This is a genomic window from Paraplanobispora siamensis (genome assembly GCF_016863175.1).
Lineage (GTDB): Bacteria > Actinomycetota > Actinomycetes > Streptosporangiales > Streptosporangiaceae > Planobispora > Planobispora siamensis.
On sequence record NZ_BOOJ01000022.1, the window covers coordinates 226,582 to 242,207 of the forward strand.

The window sequence follows — 15,626 nt, forward strand, 5'->3', positions numbered from 1 at the left end:
GATACCCCGGCGGATGCCCTAGCGGGCCCGGCGGGCGATGAAGACGATGACGCCGGTGGCTCCGACCGCCACGGCCAGCCACAGGGCCACGGCCGAGAAGGGCACGCCCGCGTCGTCCTGCGCCGGCTCGGCCTCCACCCGTTCTCCGGAGCCCTCGGCTCCGCCGCCCGGCGCCTCGGAGGCCGTACCGGAGGCGGCGGGGGTGGGCTCGGGGGCCGCCGCGCGCAGCACCTCCTCGGGGAGCGGCACCCGGTAGACCGGGCTGCGTGAGCCCTCGGTGCCGGTCAGCAGCGCCGTGCCGTCGGCCGTGTACGCGATCGACTCGGCCTGTTCCAGCTGGGGCATGTCCACCTTGGCGAGCTGCTCGCCGGGCGCGCTGTAGACCGTGGCGGAGAAGTAGGTCCTGACCACGAAGCTCGACCCGTCGGGGGCGTAGGCGGCGTCGGTCGCCATGACCGGCGCGGGGCCGATCCTGCGCAGGATGTTGACCCTGTCGGCGCGCAGCCGCCGCGGCGCCTGGTAGATCGAGCCGGAGAACTCCTTGCTCACGATATGGAGCCGTCCGGTGCGCGGGTGGACCATCAGGCCCTCCGCGTTGTGCCCGCCGTCCTCGTAGCGGAACCGATAGCGTACGGCGGGCAGGGTCGCATCCCGCAGCGAGGCCGGTTCCTGCACCTTGTAGACCGAGATGTCGGGCCAGGCCCCCTCGAAGTTGTCGCCGATGTCGGCGAACCAGAGCACCCCCCGGCCCGTCTTCGGATCCTTGGAGGCGGCCATGGCCTCCCAGTCGCGGGCGTCGGCGCCCCGCAGGGTGAACGTCGCCCGGGTCCGCCCGTCGCCCCCGACGGCGAAGAAGACCGGCCCGGCCGAGCTGTCGTTGTGGGTGTAGTAGACGTCGTCGTGCGAGGGAGAGAGCGCCAGCCCGCTCGACTCGGTGATCCGCTCGTCCGCGAACCGGAAGAGGACACGCTCGCCCTGGTCGGACTCACCGCCCACCGGATTCCCGGACTCACCGCCCACCGGATTCCCGGACTCACCGCCGCCCTGGTCGGACTCGCCGCCCACCGGGTTCCGCGCCCCGGCCTCCCCCCACGCCCCGGTCCCGGCTCCGGGCAGGAGGGTCACCGCGACCACTCCGGCCGCGATGAGCCCACGAATCAGGACATCCCCCGCTCTGCTCCGCATTCAGCCATCATGCCCTGACACCAGCGAATGCAGGCGTCGCAACAGGCGCTCGTCGGCGTCCAGGATCTCGGCGGCGTTGGCGGGCAGCAGGTGGATCCAGGCCGCGGCCAGGGCCGGAGCCGACCGGACGCCGTGCGGCGGCCTGCCCAGCGCGTCGGGCAGCAGGACGTTCAGCTCCGCCCGCCCCTCCTCGGTGATCGCGTAGATCTTCCTGAGCCGGTCGCCGGTCCGCTCCTCGGCCTCGGCGGCGAGCTGGGTGATCTCGTAGCCGTGCACGGGCCAAGTCCTCAAGCAAGGAGAGAAGGTGAACCGGCGTACCGGAGCCCGGATGGACGTGCTGGTGAAGGCGTACGAGCGGCTCGGCCGCTTCAGCGGATCTCGCTTCAGCGAATCCGTGCTCGTCGCCCGGGGCGGGCGGGTGCTGCTGTCGAAGGGGTACGGCCCGGCCGACCACGGGCACGGTGTGCCCGGCGCCCCGCGGACGGCCTTCCGCATCGGGTCCCAGGCCAAGGCCTTCACCGCGATCGCGATCCTGCAGCTCCAGGAGCGCGGACTGCGCGACTGCTCGGCCGGGGCGCTGCACTCCACCGCCGAGGGGGAGAGCCCGATGGTCGAGGCGCACGGCCCGAAGAAGACCGAGCTGCGCCCGATGATCACTGGCACCCGATCACCGATTCCCCTTCGGGAGGCCCGGGTCTGGGATAGCGTGACCCGCCGTGACCGACTTCATCTCCTTTCCCTTCTATGACCTGTTCCACGAGAACGGGCACGTACCGGAGATCCGCAAGAAGCTGCCCGCCCTGCTGACCGGTGTGTCGCGGAGCATCCTGGAGATCGGCGCGGGGACCGGCCTGATCACCACGTCGCTGGCCGACTGGACGCCCGCCGAGGTCTTCGCCCTGGAGCCCTCGGCCGGCATGCGCGCGATACTGCTGTCCCGCCTGACGGGGCGTCCCGAGCTGCTCGACCGGGTGACCGTACTGCCCTGCGACGCCCTGAGCGTGAACCTGGCCGAGCCGGTCGAGGCCATGGTGATGATCAACGTGATGTACGCGCTGGAGCCGGACTACCGCAGGCGGCTCTGGCCGGTGCTGGCCGGGCAGCTGGAGCCCGGCGGCCTGCTGGTGTTCACCTGGCGCCCCGGAGGCGCCCCGGCGCCGCGTCCGCTCCAGGAGGTGGAGTCCCGCCAGGTGGGCCGGCACACCTACTCCGTCTCGGTGGAGATCCTCGAATCGAACGAGGAGGCGTCCAGGGCCCGCTACGTCTACCGGATCACCGAGGGCGGCACGGTGATCTCCGAGGAGGAGATCGACGGCTATGCCCACCGCCCCACGTGGGAGACGATCGAGGCGGAGCTGACCGGGGCGGGTTTCGTCCAGCAGGCCGACGCGCCCGACGGGTTGCTGGCCTGGCGCCTGGGCTGAGGCCCGGGGGCGGGGAGGCCCCCGCCCCGGTGCCCATCTTCTCGCGGGACGACCTGTGGCTGCGAGAAGACGGGCACCGAGATCCCCGGACGCTTCCGGAGCGGGACTCGCCTGGAGTGCGCTCCAGGTCCCTAGGGTGGATCACATGGAATACACGCAGCTTGGCCGTACCGGCCTGAAGGTCAGCCGCCTCTGCCTGGGCACCATGAACTTCGGCCCCGCGACCACGGAGGAAGACTCCTTCGCGATCATGGACCGGGCCCACGAGCTGGGGATCAACTTCTTCGACACGGCCAACGTCTACGGCTGGAAGAAGGGCGAGGGCATCACCGAGAACATCATCGGACGCTGGTTCGCCCAGGGCGGCGGCCGTCGTGAGAAGACGGTCATCGCCACGAAGCTCTACGGCGGGATGGGCGACTGGCCCAACGAGGACCGTCTCTCCGCGCTGAACATCCGCCGCGCCTGCGACGCCTCGCTCAAGCGCATGCAGACCGACTACATCGATCTCTACCAGGCTCACCACATCGACCGGAACACCCCGTTCGAGGAGTTCTGGGAGGCCATGGACATCCTGAAGCAGCAGGGCAAGATCCTGTACGTCGGGTCGTCCAACTTCGCGGGCTGGCACATCGCCAAGGCCCAGGAGGAGGCCCGCCGCCGGAGCACCGTCGGCCTGGTCTCCGAGCAGTCCCACTACAACCTGATCGTCCGGGCCCCCGAGCTGGAGGTCATCCCGGCGTGCGAGGACTACGGGCTCGGCCTGATCCCGTGGAGCCCGCTGGCCGGCGGCCTGCTCGGCGGCATCCTCCGGAAGATCGACAAGGGTCGCTCGGCCTCGGAGAACATGGTCAAGGAGCTGGAGAAGCACCGGAGCAAGATCGAGCAGTACGAGGCGTTCTGCGACGAGCTCGGTGAGGACCCGGCCAACGTCGGCCTGTCCTGGCTGCTGCACCAGCGGGCCGTCACGGCGCCGATCATCGGCCCGCGTACGATCGAGCAGCTCGACGGCACCGTCAGGGCTCTGGAGATCGAGCTCGACGACAAGGCGCTGGCCCGTCTCGACGAGATCTTCCCCGGCTTCAAGACGGCCCCCGAGGAGTACGCCTGGTAGAGGCGTTCAAGACGTCTCAGGACGGCTCAAGACGTCTCAGGACGGCTCAGGACGTCTGCGGGACGGCTCAGGACACGAAAGCGCCGATCACCACGAGGAGCACGAGCAGCGCGAGCACCGTGGGCAGCAGCCAGCGACGGGGACGATCCACGTTCTGGAGCCTAGCCCCGCCCACCGGGTGCCCGCGCCGTCAGGGGCCACTCCGCGACGGTCTCGTAGCGGACCGCTGCTCCCAGATGGCTCCTCACCAGGTGCGCGGTCCCGGCCTCCCACGGAGCCCCGGCGAACGACTCGAAGGCCTCGACCAGGGGACGCACGTCGGCGTCCTCGCGTGACCTGGCCAGGGTGAGGTGCGGCCGGTATCTGCGGCTCTCGTCCACCTGTACGGCTCCCGCCCGCCGCGCCCCGGCGGCCACGGAGCCGGCCAGGCGGACGAGCGGGGACCGGCCGCCCTTGCGCAGGCCGTCCCCATGCAGGCCGTCCCCATGCAGGCCGACCTCATGTGGACCGTCCTCACGCAGGCCGGCCTCATGTGGACCGTCCTCACGCAGGCCGGCCCAGAACACACGCGCCCTGCGGGCCGAGGGGAACGCGCCCGCGCCGGTGAACGCCAGCGTCATCGGCGCGTGGCGCGACACGGCGCGGGCGAGACGCTCGTGCAGCTCGGGCAGGACCTGCTCCGGTACCTCGCCCAGGAACGCCAGCGTCAGATGCCAGTTCGCCTGGTCGATCCAGCGGAGCCGGGGCCAGGCCGCGCGGTGCGGGCCGAGCGCGCGGGCGAGCTCATCGCGCACCGGCTGCGGCGGCAGCAACCCCACGAACAGCCGCATGCGACCTCCTGCCGATCACCTTGGTCAGCATTATCGCCGCGCCGACGCCGAGCAGGGTGACCGCCCCGCCGACCATCACGCCCACGCGCGGGCCGCCGAGATCGGCGATCCAGCCGAGCAGCGGCGCGCCGATCGGGGCGCCGCCGGTGAACACCAGCACGTAGATGCCCATCACCCGGCCGCGCATCTCCGGCGAGGTGGCGAGCTGGACGCTGGAGTTGGCCGAGGTGTTGACGGAGATCAGCGCGACGCCGGTGGGGATGAGCAGGAGCAGATAGACCGGATACCACGGCGCCAGGCCGGTGGCGATCTGGAACAGGCCGAACGAGACCGAGCCGCCGATCAGCAGCCGCCGGCTGGGCTTGGCCCGCCGGGCCGCCATCAGCGCGCCGCCCAGCGCGCCCACCGCGAACATGCTGGAGGCCAGGCCGAAGGAGGCCGCGCCCGAGCCGAAGACCTCGCTGGACATCAGCGCGATCGACATCGAGAACGACTGCGTGCACAGCGAGACGAAGGCCACCAGCAGGATCGGCATGAGCAGTTCCTGCCGCGCCAGCACGTAACGCAGCCCCTCGCGCAGCTGGCCCTTCTCCCGGGGCACCGGCTCGGGGGTGGTCAGCTCCGAGGCCCGCATCATCACCAGGCCGCCGAGCACGGCCAGGAACGAGACCGCGTTGATCAGGAAGATCGGCCCGGTCCCGCCCAGCAGGGCGATCAGCACACCCGCGACGGCGGGGCCGACCACACGGGCCAGGTTGAAGCTGGATGCGTTCAGCGCGATGGCGTTGGGCAGGTCCTTGCGGCCGACCATCTCCACCACGAACGACTGCCGGGTCGGCACCTCGACACAGGCGATGAGGCCGAGAGCGAAGGCCATCACCCATACGTGCCAGACCTGCACGACCCCGGTGACGGTGAGCACGCCCATGGTCAGCGCGAGCAGCCCCAGGAGCGACTGGGCGACGAAGAGCAGCTTCCGCTTGGGATAACGGTCGGCGAGCATGCCGCCCCAGAGCCCGAACAGCAGCATGGGCAGGAACTGCAGCGCCGTGGTCACGCCCAGCGCGGTGGCGCTGCCGCCCGTCAGGCCGCCGCCCGCGGCGCCCGCGGTCAGGTTGAGGACCAGCAGGTCCTGTGCGGTGCGCTGCATCCATCCGCCGACGTTGGAGACGACGCCGCCGATGGCGAAGAGCCGGTAGTTGCGGTTGCCCAGCGAGCGGAACATGCTGCCGCGCGCCTCCGGCACGGCCTGGGCCGTACCGGTCTCCGCGGCCTGCACCTCACGCGCGGCCGCCTCCCGGGCGACCTTCCTGCGCCGCAGCCGCGCCCGCATCCCCAGCTTCCTGCCGGGTACGGCGGGCGTCGGCGTGCCTGCGGAGGCCGCGCTCTCAGGCGCGGAGTCCTCGGATGCGGCGTTCTCGGGCGTGACGCTTCCGGGTGCGGCGTTCTCGGGTACGGCGGGCGCATCGGAGAACCACGCCTCGGCCTCTGCGGGGGCGGCCGAGGCGCCGCGTTCCTCGGGCTCGGCTAGATCCGGCTGAGCTTCTCCAGAATGGGAGCCGCCTGCCGGAGCACCGCCCTCTCCTCCGGGGACAGTTCCTTCAACCGCTGCGTCAGCCACGCCTCCCTGAGGCGGCGTTCCTCCTTCAGCAGCGCCGAGCCCTCGGCGGTCACGCTCACGGTCACCTGCCGGCGGTCGGTCGGGTGCGGCGTGCGCGAGACCAGCCCCCGCTCTTCCAACGCGGCGATCACGCGCGTCATCGAGGGCGGCTGCACCTTCTCGTGCTCGGCCAATTCGCCGGGGGTTATCCCGGAATGCCGTTCCACGGCGACGAGCGTCGCGACCTGGGTGGGGGTCAGCGAGTGGCCCGTGCCCTGCCTGCGCAGCCGCCTGTTCAGGCGCGCCAGGGACACGCGCAGCGCCGATGCCAGACCGGCGTCGCTGCGCAGATTCGCGACGGGGTCCTTCCTGGTTGGGGCGTTCATTAGCGTAAGTCATTACCTTTGCTAACGAAGTCTGACCGCATCTCATTCCCTCCGGTCCGGTTTTATTCCCGCGAGCCGTACAGCGTGCCAGACACAATCCCCATACCCAAGCCGCGGACGGCCGATCCGGGAGTGAAGTCGATCTCAGCCCGCAACCGTCCTCAGGGCGGCGGGTAGAGCCCGATCAGCTTGCTGATGAGCCTGCCGAGCGTGGAGTCGCGCATCGGCCTGTGATGGAGCTTGAAGCTCCACCCCTTCTCGGAGTCGTGCTCCAGCTTGAACTCGGTCCTGATCGCGATCATCACCAGCGCCCCGATCCCGATCAGCGCGGGATCGAACCGCTCACCCCTGTCGGTCGCGGCGATCTCCGCAGCGCGCGAGACCGTGTCCGGGTCGCTCTCGGCCAGATACAGCAACGCGGCCCTGGCCGCCTCCCCCGGCGTGGCCTTCTCATCCGCCCCCGCCTCCGCCCGGATGTCACCCTTGCCCGCCGCCTCCGCCACCCGCGCCTCGTCAGCCCGGAGCTGCGCCGCGTCGAGCGGCGCCCCCTGCTGCTCCAGAACCAGCCAGAGAGCCGCAACGGCCTCCCCGTCCGACAGTGCCATGACCCGATTCCCGACCATGCGTCCCTCCCGCAGATTGGCGTGCTACTGGAAGAACGGCCCGAAGACCCCCGGCGTTTCCCCCGGACGGGCGGAAGACGGTGAACTCGTGGGTGAGGGGTCCGAGCAGTCCGATCTGGCGGACGAGGCCCCGGCCGCTATGTGCTGCGTCCGACGTCGGCGGACTTCGGCATCCCGATAGATCCGCATCAGCGCCGACGTATCCGCGAGAGAGGTCAGGCCGGGGAGGCGGCGGCGGTGGTGATCTGCTGGAGAAGCCGGTCGTAGGTACGGCGGAGGGTGTCGGGGTCGGCGAGGGCCGCCAGCAGGTCGGCCAGGCGGACTCCGGGGACCTCCTCGGCGATCCGGCACAGGGCCGCCACATCGGCGGGGACCTGAGCGGGGCCGGCCGACCGGCGGAGATCGTCTGCGGCCGCCGCCACCGACCCCTCCAGCCCTTCGCCGCCGGTCACCGCACGTACCAGCGCCGCGGCCAGGTGATGCGCCAGTGCCGCCTCCGGCCGCCCGGCGCCCTCGATCAGGCAGTTGCCCAGGTTGTGGTGGCTCACCGCCATCCCGGCCACGTCCCGCGCGGCGTACCTGTAGCGCAGCGCGTCGCTCTCCAGGACCAATGCCCGCTGTCCGTGTCCCCGCTGGTGTTCCAGGTCGGCCAGCGACGACAGCGCCTTGCCCAGCATCTCCACGTTGTGGTGGCGTTCGAACACCTCCCGGCAGTCCACCAGCACCCGCCACGCCTCCTCGACACGGCCCAGCCGCAGCAACGCGGCGGAATCGTTGAACCACGCCCGTGCCATCGCCATCTCGGTCGCCCCGCGCGCCCTCATCGAGGCGACGACCTCGGCGTTGAACTCCAGGAGCTGTTCCCACGCCTCCAGCTGCGCCGCCGCCAGCCCGCCGACGTTCAGCAACACCTCCCGTACGTTCCACACCGCCACCACCTCGTCCTCGCCGGCGCGCGGCGGCAGTGCCGCCATCCGCTCCCGCAGCCCTCCGATCTCCGCCAGGACCTGCCCGGCCCGCCCCATGAACACCAGCACCTGCAACCGCGCCACCTCGTCCGACAGCAGGGTCCAGGGGCCCATCCCCGCCCGCCGCGACAGCTCGACCCGCTGCTCGGCCAGTGCCAGCGCCTCTCCGAGCCGCCCCGACTCCTGGCACAGCCGTACCAGCTCGCTCGCCGCCACCGACATGATCCTGTAGTCCGCACCGGCCTCCGCCCGCGCGACCAGCTCCCGCAGCAGGGTCTCCGCGGCCCCGGCGTCCACCACCGCCAGCGCCCGCGCCAGTACGAACATCGCCGCCGGCTCGTCCTCCCCGCCGCGCACCGCCTCGGCGATCCGCCGCAGCGGCGGCACCATCAGTCCCGCCACCCTGCGCGAACCGTCCCGGTACAGTGCCTGCTCCAGCAGCCCGCACGCCCGCATCCACTCCTCCAGCCGCAGCAGGTACGGCGTCGCCGCCAGCCCCGCCCGCACCACCAGCGCCCCGCGCTCCTGCCCGTCCTCTCCCTTCACCGCGTGCATGAACATCGCATCCCAGAACACGGCCAGCGTCGTGTCCACCGCCGCCCGGAACGCCTCCCCGGCCGCCTCCCGGCCCGCCGCGGCCACCCCCGGATGCACCCCCATCAGTCCGTCCGCGCCCGGCTCGGCCACCAGCCCCCGCGCGGCCGGCGCAGCCAGCGCGGCCGCCGTCTCGGGCGCCTCCCCTTCGCGCCCCAGCTGCCGCCACAGCATCGGCAGAACCGCCTCCAGCACCGGCCCGAGCCGATCCCCCTCCTCCAGGCAGCACACGGCGTGGAACAGGTCCCGCTCCACCCCGGTCAGCCCTTCGGCCGCGACGTCCGTCCACCGCCTCAGGACTCGCAGGTAGTCCTCCCCCCGCACCCCCGACGGCTCCCCGACGGCGAAGAAGTCCTCCGGCAACCCGCCCGCCGTCTCCTTCCAGACCGTACGGCCCGCCTCCAGCAGTCCCCGCAACCGCCCCGCATCCGCCGCCTGCCCGTCGGCCAGCTCCAGCAGCTTCGGATGTCCCTGGGCCAGTCCCACCGCTCGTACGGCCAGCTCGCGGGCGTCTGCCGGCTCCACCCCGGCCGCCTGTCCGTCCATCAGCGCCCGCAGCCCCGGCAGTTCCCGGGCCAGCAGCAGCGCCTCGGCCGCCGGGAGGGTGTCGACCGCGGTCTGCCGGACCCGGGCGTCCAGTACGGCCGGCCGGACCCGGCTCGTCATGACCAGCCGGGAGTACCCGGAGTGCCCGGTCAGAGCACCGAGCAGCAGTCCCCATCTCCCGTCCCGCCACCCGCCGCCCGAGGTCAGCAGGGACTCGGCGTTGTCCAGCACCACCAGCACCCGCTGCGTCCGTGCAAACTCGGTCAGCAGCGGGACCATCGCCCGCAGCCGGTCGGTGTCCTCGATCGCGTCCGTCAGCCGCAGCCCGGGGATCTTCCGCTCCAGGTCCAGCGCGAAGGCGCTCAGCGCGCCGGTGATGTCCGTGCCCTCATCAGGGGCCTTGTGCCAGACCACTACCGGGAAGGACTCGGCGTGGGTGTAGGCCAGCTCCAGCCCACACGCCGTCTTGCCCGCCCCCGGCATGCCGTACAGCAGCACCCCCGAGCACCCGCTGCGGGGCGCCAGGGCCGCGCTCGCCTCCGTCATCACCTTGGTCCGGCCGACGAACCGCGGCGGCTGTGGCGGCAGGCCCGCCAGCTTCAGCGACTCCGGCCTGAACGTCACCGGCTCACCCTCCGGAGCCGTCAGCGACAGGTCCACCGCGCGGGCGCCGAACAGCGCGGGAGTGACCACCGACAGGGCCGGGCAGTCCAGGGTCGGCGGGTCGGTGACCGCCGTGCGCAGGGCCATGCCCAGCGCACGGGGCAGCGGGCGGCCCTTGTCGATGAGCAGGTCGTACAGAGCGGTGCTGAGGTCGATGGCGAAGGAGTCGACGACCGGGTAGCGCATGGCCACGACGGCGCAGCCGAGCCGGTCGGCGAGGTCGGTGGCGAGGGTGTCCATCGCGGGCCCGCGGTTCGGGGGTGCGGGACTCCCGGGCGCGGACCAGCCGACCGGAGGGCTGACGCCCAGGGCTCGGAGCTGGTCGGCGGCCTTCAGCGCGGCGGACCAGCAGGCGGAGACGGTGACGAGCTTGAGCCGGTCGGCGGTCAGCTCCAGCAACTCGACGAAGTCGGCGGCCGGGACCGGGTCCGGCGAGCCGTCCGGGTGCTCCAGCAGGAGCTCCCCCGGGGTGCCGTGGCCGCAGACGTGGACGACGTCCCAGCCCTCGCCGTCCTCCAGGATTCCGGTCAGCCGTTCGCGGGTCACACCGTACTGCAGCACCCGCAGCTCGACCGCCCGGCCGCGCACCGCGCCGATCTCGGAGAACATCGTGGCCAGCGCGTGCCGCTCGCGCCTCAGGTTGAGCACGCCCGCGCCCACCGGCAGGCTGAACAGGCCGAGCACGCGCAGTCTCCCGCCGACCGGCTCCTTGGCCTCGGGCCCGCCTCCGTCTCCGCACATCACCAGCGGGACGTTGTGCAGCGCCAGCGGCGCGCCGTCCACCCTCGCCAGCTCCAGCGGGCGGAAGGCGAGCATCCCGGCCTCGGGCGGCAGGACCACCCGGACCGCCGACGGACGGGCCCCGACGAGCGCCGGGCCGACCGCGCCCAGGACCTCGGCGCCGATCCAGTCGCCCACCTGGGCCAGGAGCTCGGCCTCGGCCTCGATCCGCCGGTCGGGAGCCGCGTTCCAGCGCAGATACCGGTGCAGGTCGGAGAAGGCCGTGAAACGCCAGTCGCCGGTGTCGAGCCGTACCTCGTGATCGGCCAGGAACCTCCCCCGCGCCTCGTGCAGCGTCCACCGCCACCGGTGCGGCCCCTGGAAGTCGTGGACCTGGAGACGCAGCTCTGTGGGCATGGCACCACCTCGGGGAGAAGGTTCACCCGTGATGCTAGGTCCGGGACGATCGGCCGGTTTCCCCGCGTGCGGAACCTCCGCCAAGATTTTTTCCGATCCGACGTCGAGAGACCGCCGCCCGCTCCGACCCCTGCGCGTGAGGCGCCCGCAGGGGGTGCCGGGCCGCGAGGAGCGACACGGTGAAGTACATGCTGATGATCTACATGAACCCCTCGATCTGGGAGACGCTGTCCGAGGATGAGCGCAACGAGGTCTTCCAGGGACACGACGCGCTCATCAAGGAGATCACCGAGTCCGGGGAGCTGGTCGGGTTCGAGGCCCTGGCCGACCCGGCGAACGCCGCCGTCGTCCGGGTCCGCGGCGGGGTCCCGGCCACCACGGACGGGCCGTACGCCGAGGCCAAGGAGTTCTTCTGCGGTTACTACGTGGTCGACTGCGAGAGCAGGGAGCGCGCGGTGGAGCTGGCCGGACGGATCCCGGACGCCCGTTACACCGGCATCGAGGTACGGCCGCTGATGGACCAGGGCGGGGCGGAGGTCTGACGGTCCCCCGGAAGCGCCCGGACGGCTCCGCGGGATCCCGGCCGTGACGCGCCCGGGGTGGAGGCCCGCGAACACCCGCCGCGGGGTCATCCGACGCGGGCCTTCTCCTCCTCCTGCTCGAACCGCTCCGCGACCCGCTCGGCGCTCCTGCGGGCCCCGGCACCGGTGGAGACGATCGCGAAGACGAGCACCAGCGCGCCGTACCCGGCCAGGATCCACCACGCGGCGTGGCTGGCCCGGACGAACCCCGCGCCCAGCGGGCCGCTGAGGGTGGAGGCGACCACCGAGCCGGAGATCGCCACGCCCAGCGCCTGCCCGACCTGGCGGCTGGTGGAGGCGACCGCCGCGGCGACCCCCGCCTGGGCCAGGGGCATGCCGGAGACCGCCGTGTTGGTGACGGGCGCGTTCACCATGCCGAAGCCGAGCCCGAAGACGGCGTAGACCGCCAGGAGTGCCGGGAGCGGCGTGGCGGACGTCACGAAGGTGAGCAGCACGCCGGAGGCCGCCAGCCCGGCGCCGGCGACCACCAGGGAGGGACGGGGCCCGCGCCGCGCGACGAGCCGCCCCGACAACGGGGCGGCCACCAGCGCGGTCAGCGCCATCGGCAGCGTGCACAGGCCCGCCTGCAGGGCGCTCAGGCCCCGTACGTTCTGCAGGTAGAGGGTGTTGAGGAACAGGAACCCGCCCAGACCGGCGAAGGCGCTCAGCGCGATCACCGCGGCGCCCGAGAAGGGCAGGCTGCGGAAGAACCTCAGGTCGATCAGGGGATCCCGCCGGCGCGGTTCGTAGATCAGCAGGCCCGCGAGCGCGACGGCCGCGGCGGCGAAACAGATCAGCGTGGGCGCCGACCCCCAGCCCGCGACAGGCCCCTCGATGATCCCGTAGGTCAGCGTCGCCAGCAGGACGGCGACGAGCAGCTGCCCGACCGGATCGATGCGCCGGGGACGCTCGGCCCTGGACTCGGGCACGAAGCGCGCGGTCAGCAGGATCGCCGCCACGCCGACGGGGACGTTGATCCAGAAGATCGCCCGCCAGCCCACCGGCTCCACCAGCAGCCCTCCGATGAGAGGGCCGAGGGCCATGCTCAGCCCGGCGACCCCCGCCCACACGCCGATGGCCCGGGCGCGTTCCCCGGGCTCGGTGAAGGTGTTGGTGATGATGGACATCGCCACGGGGTTGAGCATCGACCCCCCGACCGCCTGGACCATCCGGAAGATCACCAGCCATTCGAGGCTGGGCGCCACGCTGCACAGCAGCGACCCGGCCGAGAAGATCACCAGGCCGATCCGGAAGGTACGGCGGCGGCCGATCCGGTCGCCGGTCGACCCGGACAGCAGCAGCAGGCTGGCGAGCACGAGCGTGTAGGAGTCGACCGTCCACTGCAGGCCCGACAGCGGGGCGCCCAGGTCGCGCCCGATCGCGGGCAGGGCGACGTTCACGATGGTGTTGTCGACCGCGACGATCAGCAGGCTCATGCAGCAGATCGCCAGGACGAGCAGGCGCCGACGACGACTGATTTCGGACATCCGGCTCCCGTGATCGTGCTTCTCCCCACTCCTATCACGTGGGCACGGTGGCACCTTCCGGGGCCTTCCTCCCGCTTCGTCGCGCGGAACGCCCGGCGGTTGGTTGACTGGACCCCATGAACGAGATCCAGGCGGAGGACAGCACACTGGTGGACGCCGCCCGCGCGGGGGACGAGTCGGCGTTCGGCACGCTGGTCGAGCGCCACCGGCGGGAGCTGCGGGTGCACTGCTACCGGATGCTCGGCTCCTTCGAGGAGGCCGAGGACATGGTGCAGGAGACGTTCCTGCGCGCGTGGCGCGGGCGTGCGGGCTTCGAGGGCCGCTCGACCTTCCGGGCCTGGCTGTACCGCATCGCGACGAACGCCTGCCTGGACTTCCTCGACCGTCACCCGCGCCGGCCGCTCCCCCGGCAGGCGCCCGTCGTGGAGGGCGGTGCCGTACCGCCGCCGCCCGCACCGCCGTCCGGGCACATCTCCTGGCTGCAGCCCTATCCCGACCGGCTGCTGGAGCCGGCCGCGCCGAGCGAGGCCGAGCCGGACGCGGCGGTGGTCGCCAAGGAGACGATCGAGCTGGCCTTCCTGGCCGCCATCCAGCACCTGCCGCCCCGGCAGCGGGCGGTGCTGATCCTGCGGGACGTGGTCGGCCTGCCGGCGCAGGAGACCGCCGCGCTGCTGGAGATGAGCGTGCCCGCGATCAAGAGCGCGCTGCAGCGGGCCCGGCCGGCGCTGCGCGAGCACCTGCCCGAGCGGCGGTCGGAGTGGGCGCCGTCGTCGGACCCGACCCGGGAGGAGCGCGCGGTCCTCCAGCGCTACATCGACGCCGTCGAACAGGCCGATCCCGCCGTCCTGGCCGGGATCCTGCGCGACGACGCGTGGCAGTCGATGCCGCCCCAGCCCATGTGGATCCTGGGCGGGAAGGCGATCGTCGAGGCGTGGCGCCCGGCCATGGTCGGTCCCGAGGCCTGGGGCGACTGGCGCGTCCTGCCGGTTCACGCCAACCGGCAGCCGGCCGCGGCGGCCTATCTGCGGCGCGCGGGCGAGTCCGTCTACCGGCCCTCGTGGCTCGGCGTCCTGCGGGTCGAGGACGGCCTGATCACCCAGATCACGACCTTCGGCGACGAGGTGTTCCCGGCCTTCGGTCTCCCCGCGGAACTGTGACGCACGGCGGCCGCCGGCGGGCCCGTACCCGGGACGACGACCCGCCGGGCGGCCCCGCGGCGGGCCGGTCGGCGGCGCCGTGAAAAATCTTTCCCGGGAGCGATTCCTTTTCCGGCGGGTCGCCGTCTCAACGGTCACATGTCGCATCGCGAAGGGACCGATCATGAACACCGATCTGCAGAAGCAGCTTCAGGAGGCCGCCGACCGGCTGGTGGAGTCCGGTGCGGAGACGGGCCTGCAGGTGGCCGTCTACCGGCACGGCGAGCAGGTGGCCGACGTGGTCGCGGGCGTGGCCGACACCGCCACCGGCCGTCCGATGACCTCCGACACCCCCGTCTACAGCACCTCGACCGGCAAGGGCGTCACCGCCACCGTGGTGCACGTGCTCGTCGAGCGGGGCGCGCTGTCCTACGACACCCCGATCGCCGAGCTGTGGCCGGAGTTCGCCGCCCACGGCAAGGGCTCCGCGACCCTGCGCCACGCCCTGACCCACACCCTCGGGGTGCCGGGGGTGCCTGTCGCGACCACGCCGGAGGACCTGTGCGACTGGGACAAGATGTGCGCCGCGATCGCCGACGCCACGCCGTGGTGGGAGCCGGGGAGCAAGACCGGCTACCACCCCCAGTCGTTTGGTTACATCGTCGGCGAGGTCGTACGGCGGGCCACCGGCAAGCCGATCTCGCAGGTGCTCGAGGAGGAGGTGGCCGGGCCGCTGGGCGTGGCCGACGAGCTGTTCTTCGGCGTCCCCGAGTCCGAGCTGGGCCGCCTGGCCCGGCTGGAGGAGGCGCCGCTTCCGCCGGGGATGCCCGAGGTGTCCCCCGAGATGTTCGCGGACATCCCGTTCTTCAGGGTCGTGGACGGCTACACGGCGGCGCCGATGGCCGCGATGCCCGACGCCGCCTTCGGCAACCGCCCGGACGTCCTGACCTCCGACATCCCGGCGGGCGGCACCATGACGGCCCGCGCGGTGGCCCGGATGTACGCCGCGCTCATGGACGAGGTGGACGGCGTACGGCTGGTCTCCCCCGAACGGCTCCGTGAGGTCACCGCGGTGGCGTTCACCGGCATGGACGAGGTCGCCGGCTTCCCCGCCACCCGGGCCCTGGGGTACGCCCTCGGCGCCAGCGAGCAGCTCAGCAGCCCCACCCTGTTCGGCATGTCCGGCAGCGGCGGGACCGCCGCCTACGCCGACGCCGCCACCCGGACCGCGTTCGCTTTGATCAAGAACCGGGTCTCCTCCGGGGACTACGGCACCTTCGACCACATCGGCCGGATCGTCATGAACGGCTGACCGCTCCGGCCGCCCTCTTCCCCGGGGCCGTGCCCGCCCC

14 protein-coding genes are annotated in these 15,626 nt (G+C 72.4%); 6 read left to right on the forward strand and 8 right to left on the reverse strand.

Features of this window, described 5'->3' with window-relative positions; all coding sequences use genetic code 11:
• Window positions 1–18: 18 nt before the first annotated feature.
• Complete coding sequence (locus Psi01_RS11915) at window positions 19–1,185, reverse strand: hypothetical protein (RefSeq protein ID WP_204064015.1); 1,167 nt, start codon at window positions 1,183–1,185, stop codon at window positions 19–21.
• Entirely contained in the window at window positions 1,186–1,461 is a 276-nt protein-coding gene (locus Psi01_RS11920; RefSeq protein ID WP_204064016.1) for a hypothetical protein, read from the reverse strand.
• Between the two features lie 28 nt (window positions 1,462–1,489).
• On the opposite strand from Psi01_RS11920, the gene Psi01_RS11925 reads away from it, so the two are divergent.
• The 3 genes from Psi01_RS11925 to Psi01_RS11935 all read left to right on the forward strand — a co-directional run bounded on the left by Psi01_RS11925 (window position 1,490) and on the right by Psi01_RS11935 (window position 3,723).
• Entirely contained in the window at window positions 1,490–1,933 is a 444-nt protein-coding gene (locus Psi01_RS11925; protein WP_204064017.1) for a serine hydrolase, read from the forward strand.
• A complete protein-coding gene (locus tag Psi01_RS11930) occupies window positions 1,902–2,609 on the forward strand; it encodes a class I SAM-dependent methyltransferase (protein WP_204064018.1) in 708 nt (235 codons plus the stop codon). Before Psi01_RS11925 ends, Psi01_RS11930 begins: the two co-directional genes overlap by 32 nt.
• Before the next feature lie 145 nt (window positions 2,610–2,754).
• Window positions 2,755–3,723, forward strand: a complete 969-nt coding sequence (locus Psi01_RS11935) for an aldo/keto reductase (RefSeq protein WP_204064019.1) — start codon at window positions 2,755–2,757, stop codon at window positions 3,721–3,723.
• A gap of 161 nt (window positions 3,724–3,884) precedes the next feature.
• On the opposite strand, the gene thpR is transcribed toward Psi01_RS11935, so the two are convergent.
• From thpR to Psi01_RS11960, 5 genes are all read right to left on the reverse strand, one after another.
• Window positions 3,885–4,553, reverse strand: a complete 669-nt coding sequence (gene thpR, locus Psi01_RS11940; protein WP_204064020.1) for an RNA 2',3'-cyclic phosphodiesterase — start codon at window positions 4,551–4,553, stop codon at window positions 3,885–3,887.
• Window positions 4,507–5,886: an MFS transporter gene (locus Psi01_RS11945; protein ID WP_239127524.1), complete on the reverse strand. Its 1,380-nt coding sequence runs from the start codon at window positions 5,884–5,886 to the stop codon at window positions 4,507–4,509. The genes thpR and Psi01_RS11945 overlap by 47 nt, the downstream gene beginning before the upstream one ends.
• A 194-nt stretch (window positions 5,887–6,080) precedes the next feature.
• Window positions 6,081–6,539 (reverse strand): MarR family winged helix-turn-helix transcriptional regulator, encoded by a 459-nt coding sequence (locus Psi01_RS11950; RefSeq protein WP_204064021.1) that lies wholly within the window; start codon window positions 6,537–6,539, stop codon window positions 6,081–6,083.
• Window positions 6,540–6,700: 161 nt separating this feature from the next.
• Complete coding sequence (locus Psi01_RS11955; RefSeq protein WP_204064022.1) at window positions 6,701–7,144, reverse strand: hypothetical protein; 444 nt, start codon at window positions 7,142–7,144, stop codon at window positions 6,701–6,703.
• Between the two features lie 233 nt (window positions 7,145–7,377).
• Window positions 7,378–11,070, reverse strand: coding sequence for a CHAT domain-containing protein (locus Psi01_RS11960; protein ID WP_204064023.1), 3,693 nt, complete (start codon window positions 11,068–11,070; stop codon window positions 7,378–7,380).
• 188 nt (window positions 11,071–11,258) lie between these two features.
• On the opposite strand from Psi01_RS11960, the gene Psi01_RS11965 reads away from it, so the two are divergent.
• Complete coding sequence (locus Psi01_RS11965; RefSeq protein ID WP_239127539.1) at window positions 11,259–11,612, forward strand: YciI family protein; 354 nt, start codon at window positions 11,259–11,261, stop codon at window positions 11,610–11,612.
• A gap of 86 nt (window positions 11,613–11,698) precedes the next feature.
• Here the strand turns inward: Psi01_RS11965 and Psi01_RS11970 are convergent, their stop codons facing one another.
• Window positions 11,699–13,138, reverse strand: a complete 1,440-nt coding sequence (locus Psi01_RS11970) for an MFS transporter (RefSeq protein ID WP_204064025.1) — start codon at window positions 13,136–13,138, stop codon at window positions 11,699–11,701.
• A 116-nt stretch (window positions 13,139–13,254) separates the two neighbouring features.
• On the opposite strand from Psi01_RS11970, the gene Psi01_RS11975 reads away from it, so the two are divergent.
• Together Psi01_RS11975 and Psi01_RS11980 are read left to right on the forward strand one after the other, a co-directional pair.
• Window positions 13,255–14,295 carry a sigma-70 family RNA polymerase sigma factor gene (locus Psi01_RS11975; RefSeq protein ID WP_204064026.1) on the forward strand — a complete coding sequence of 347 codons (1,041 nt, stop codon included), beginning with the start codon at window positions 13,255–13,257 and terminating at the stop codon, window positions 14,293–14,295.
• Window positions 14,296–14,458: 163 nt separating this feature from the next.
• A complete protein-coding gene (locus Psi01_RS11980) occupies window positions 14,459–15,586 on the forward strand; it encodes a serine hydrolase domain-containing protein (protein ID WP_204064027.1) in 1,128 nt (375 codons plus the stop codon).
• The last annotated feature ends 40 nt before the right edge of the window (window positions 15,587–15,626 follow it).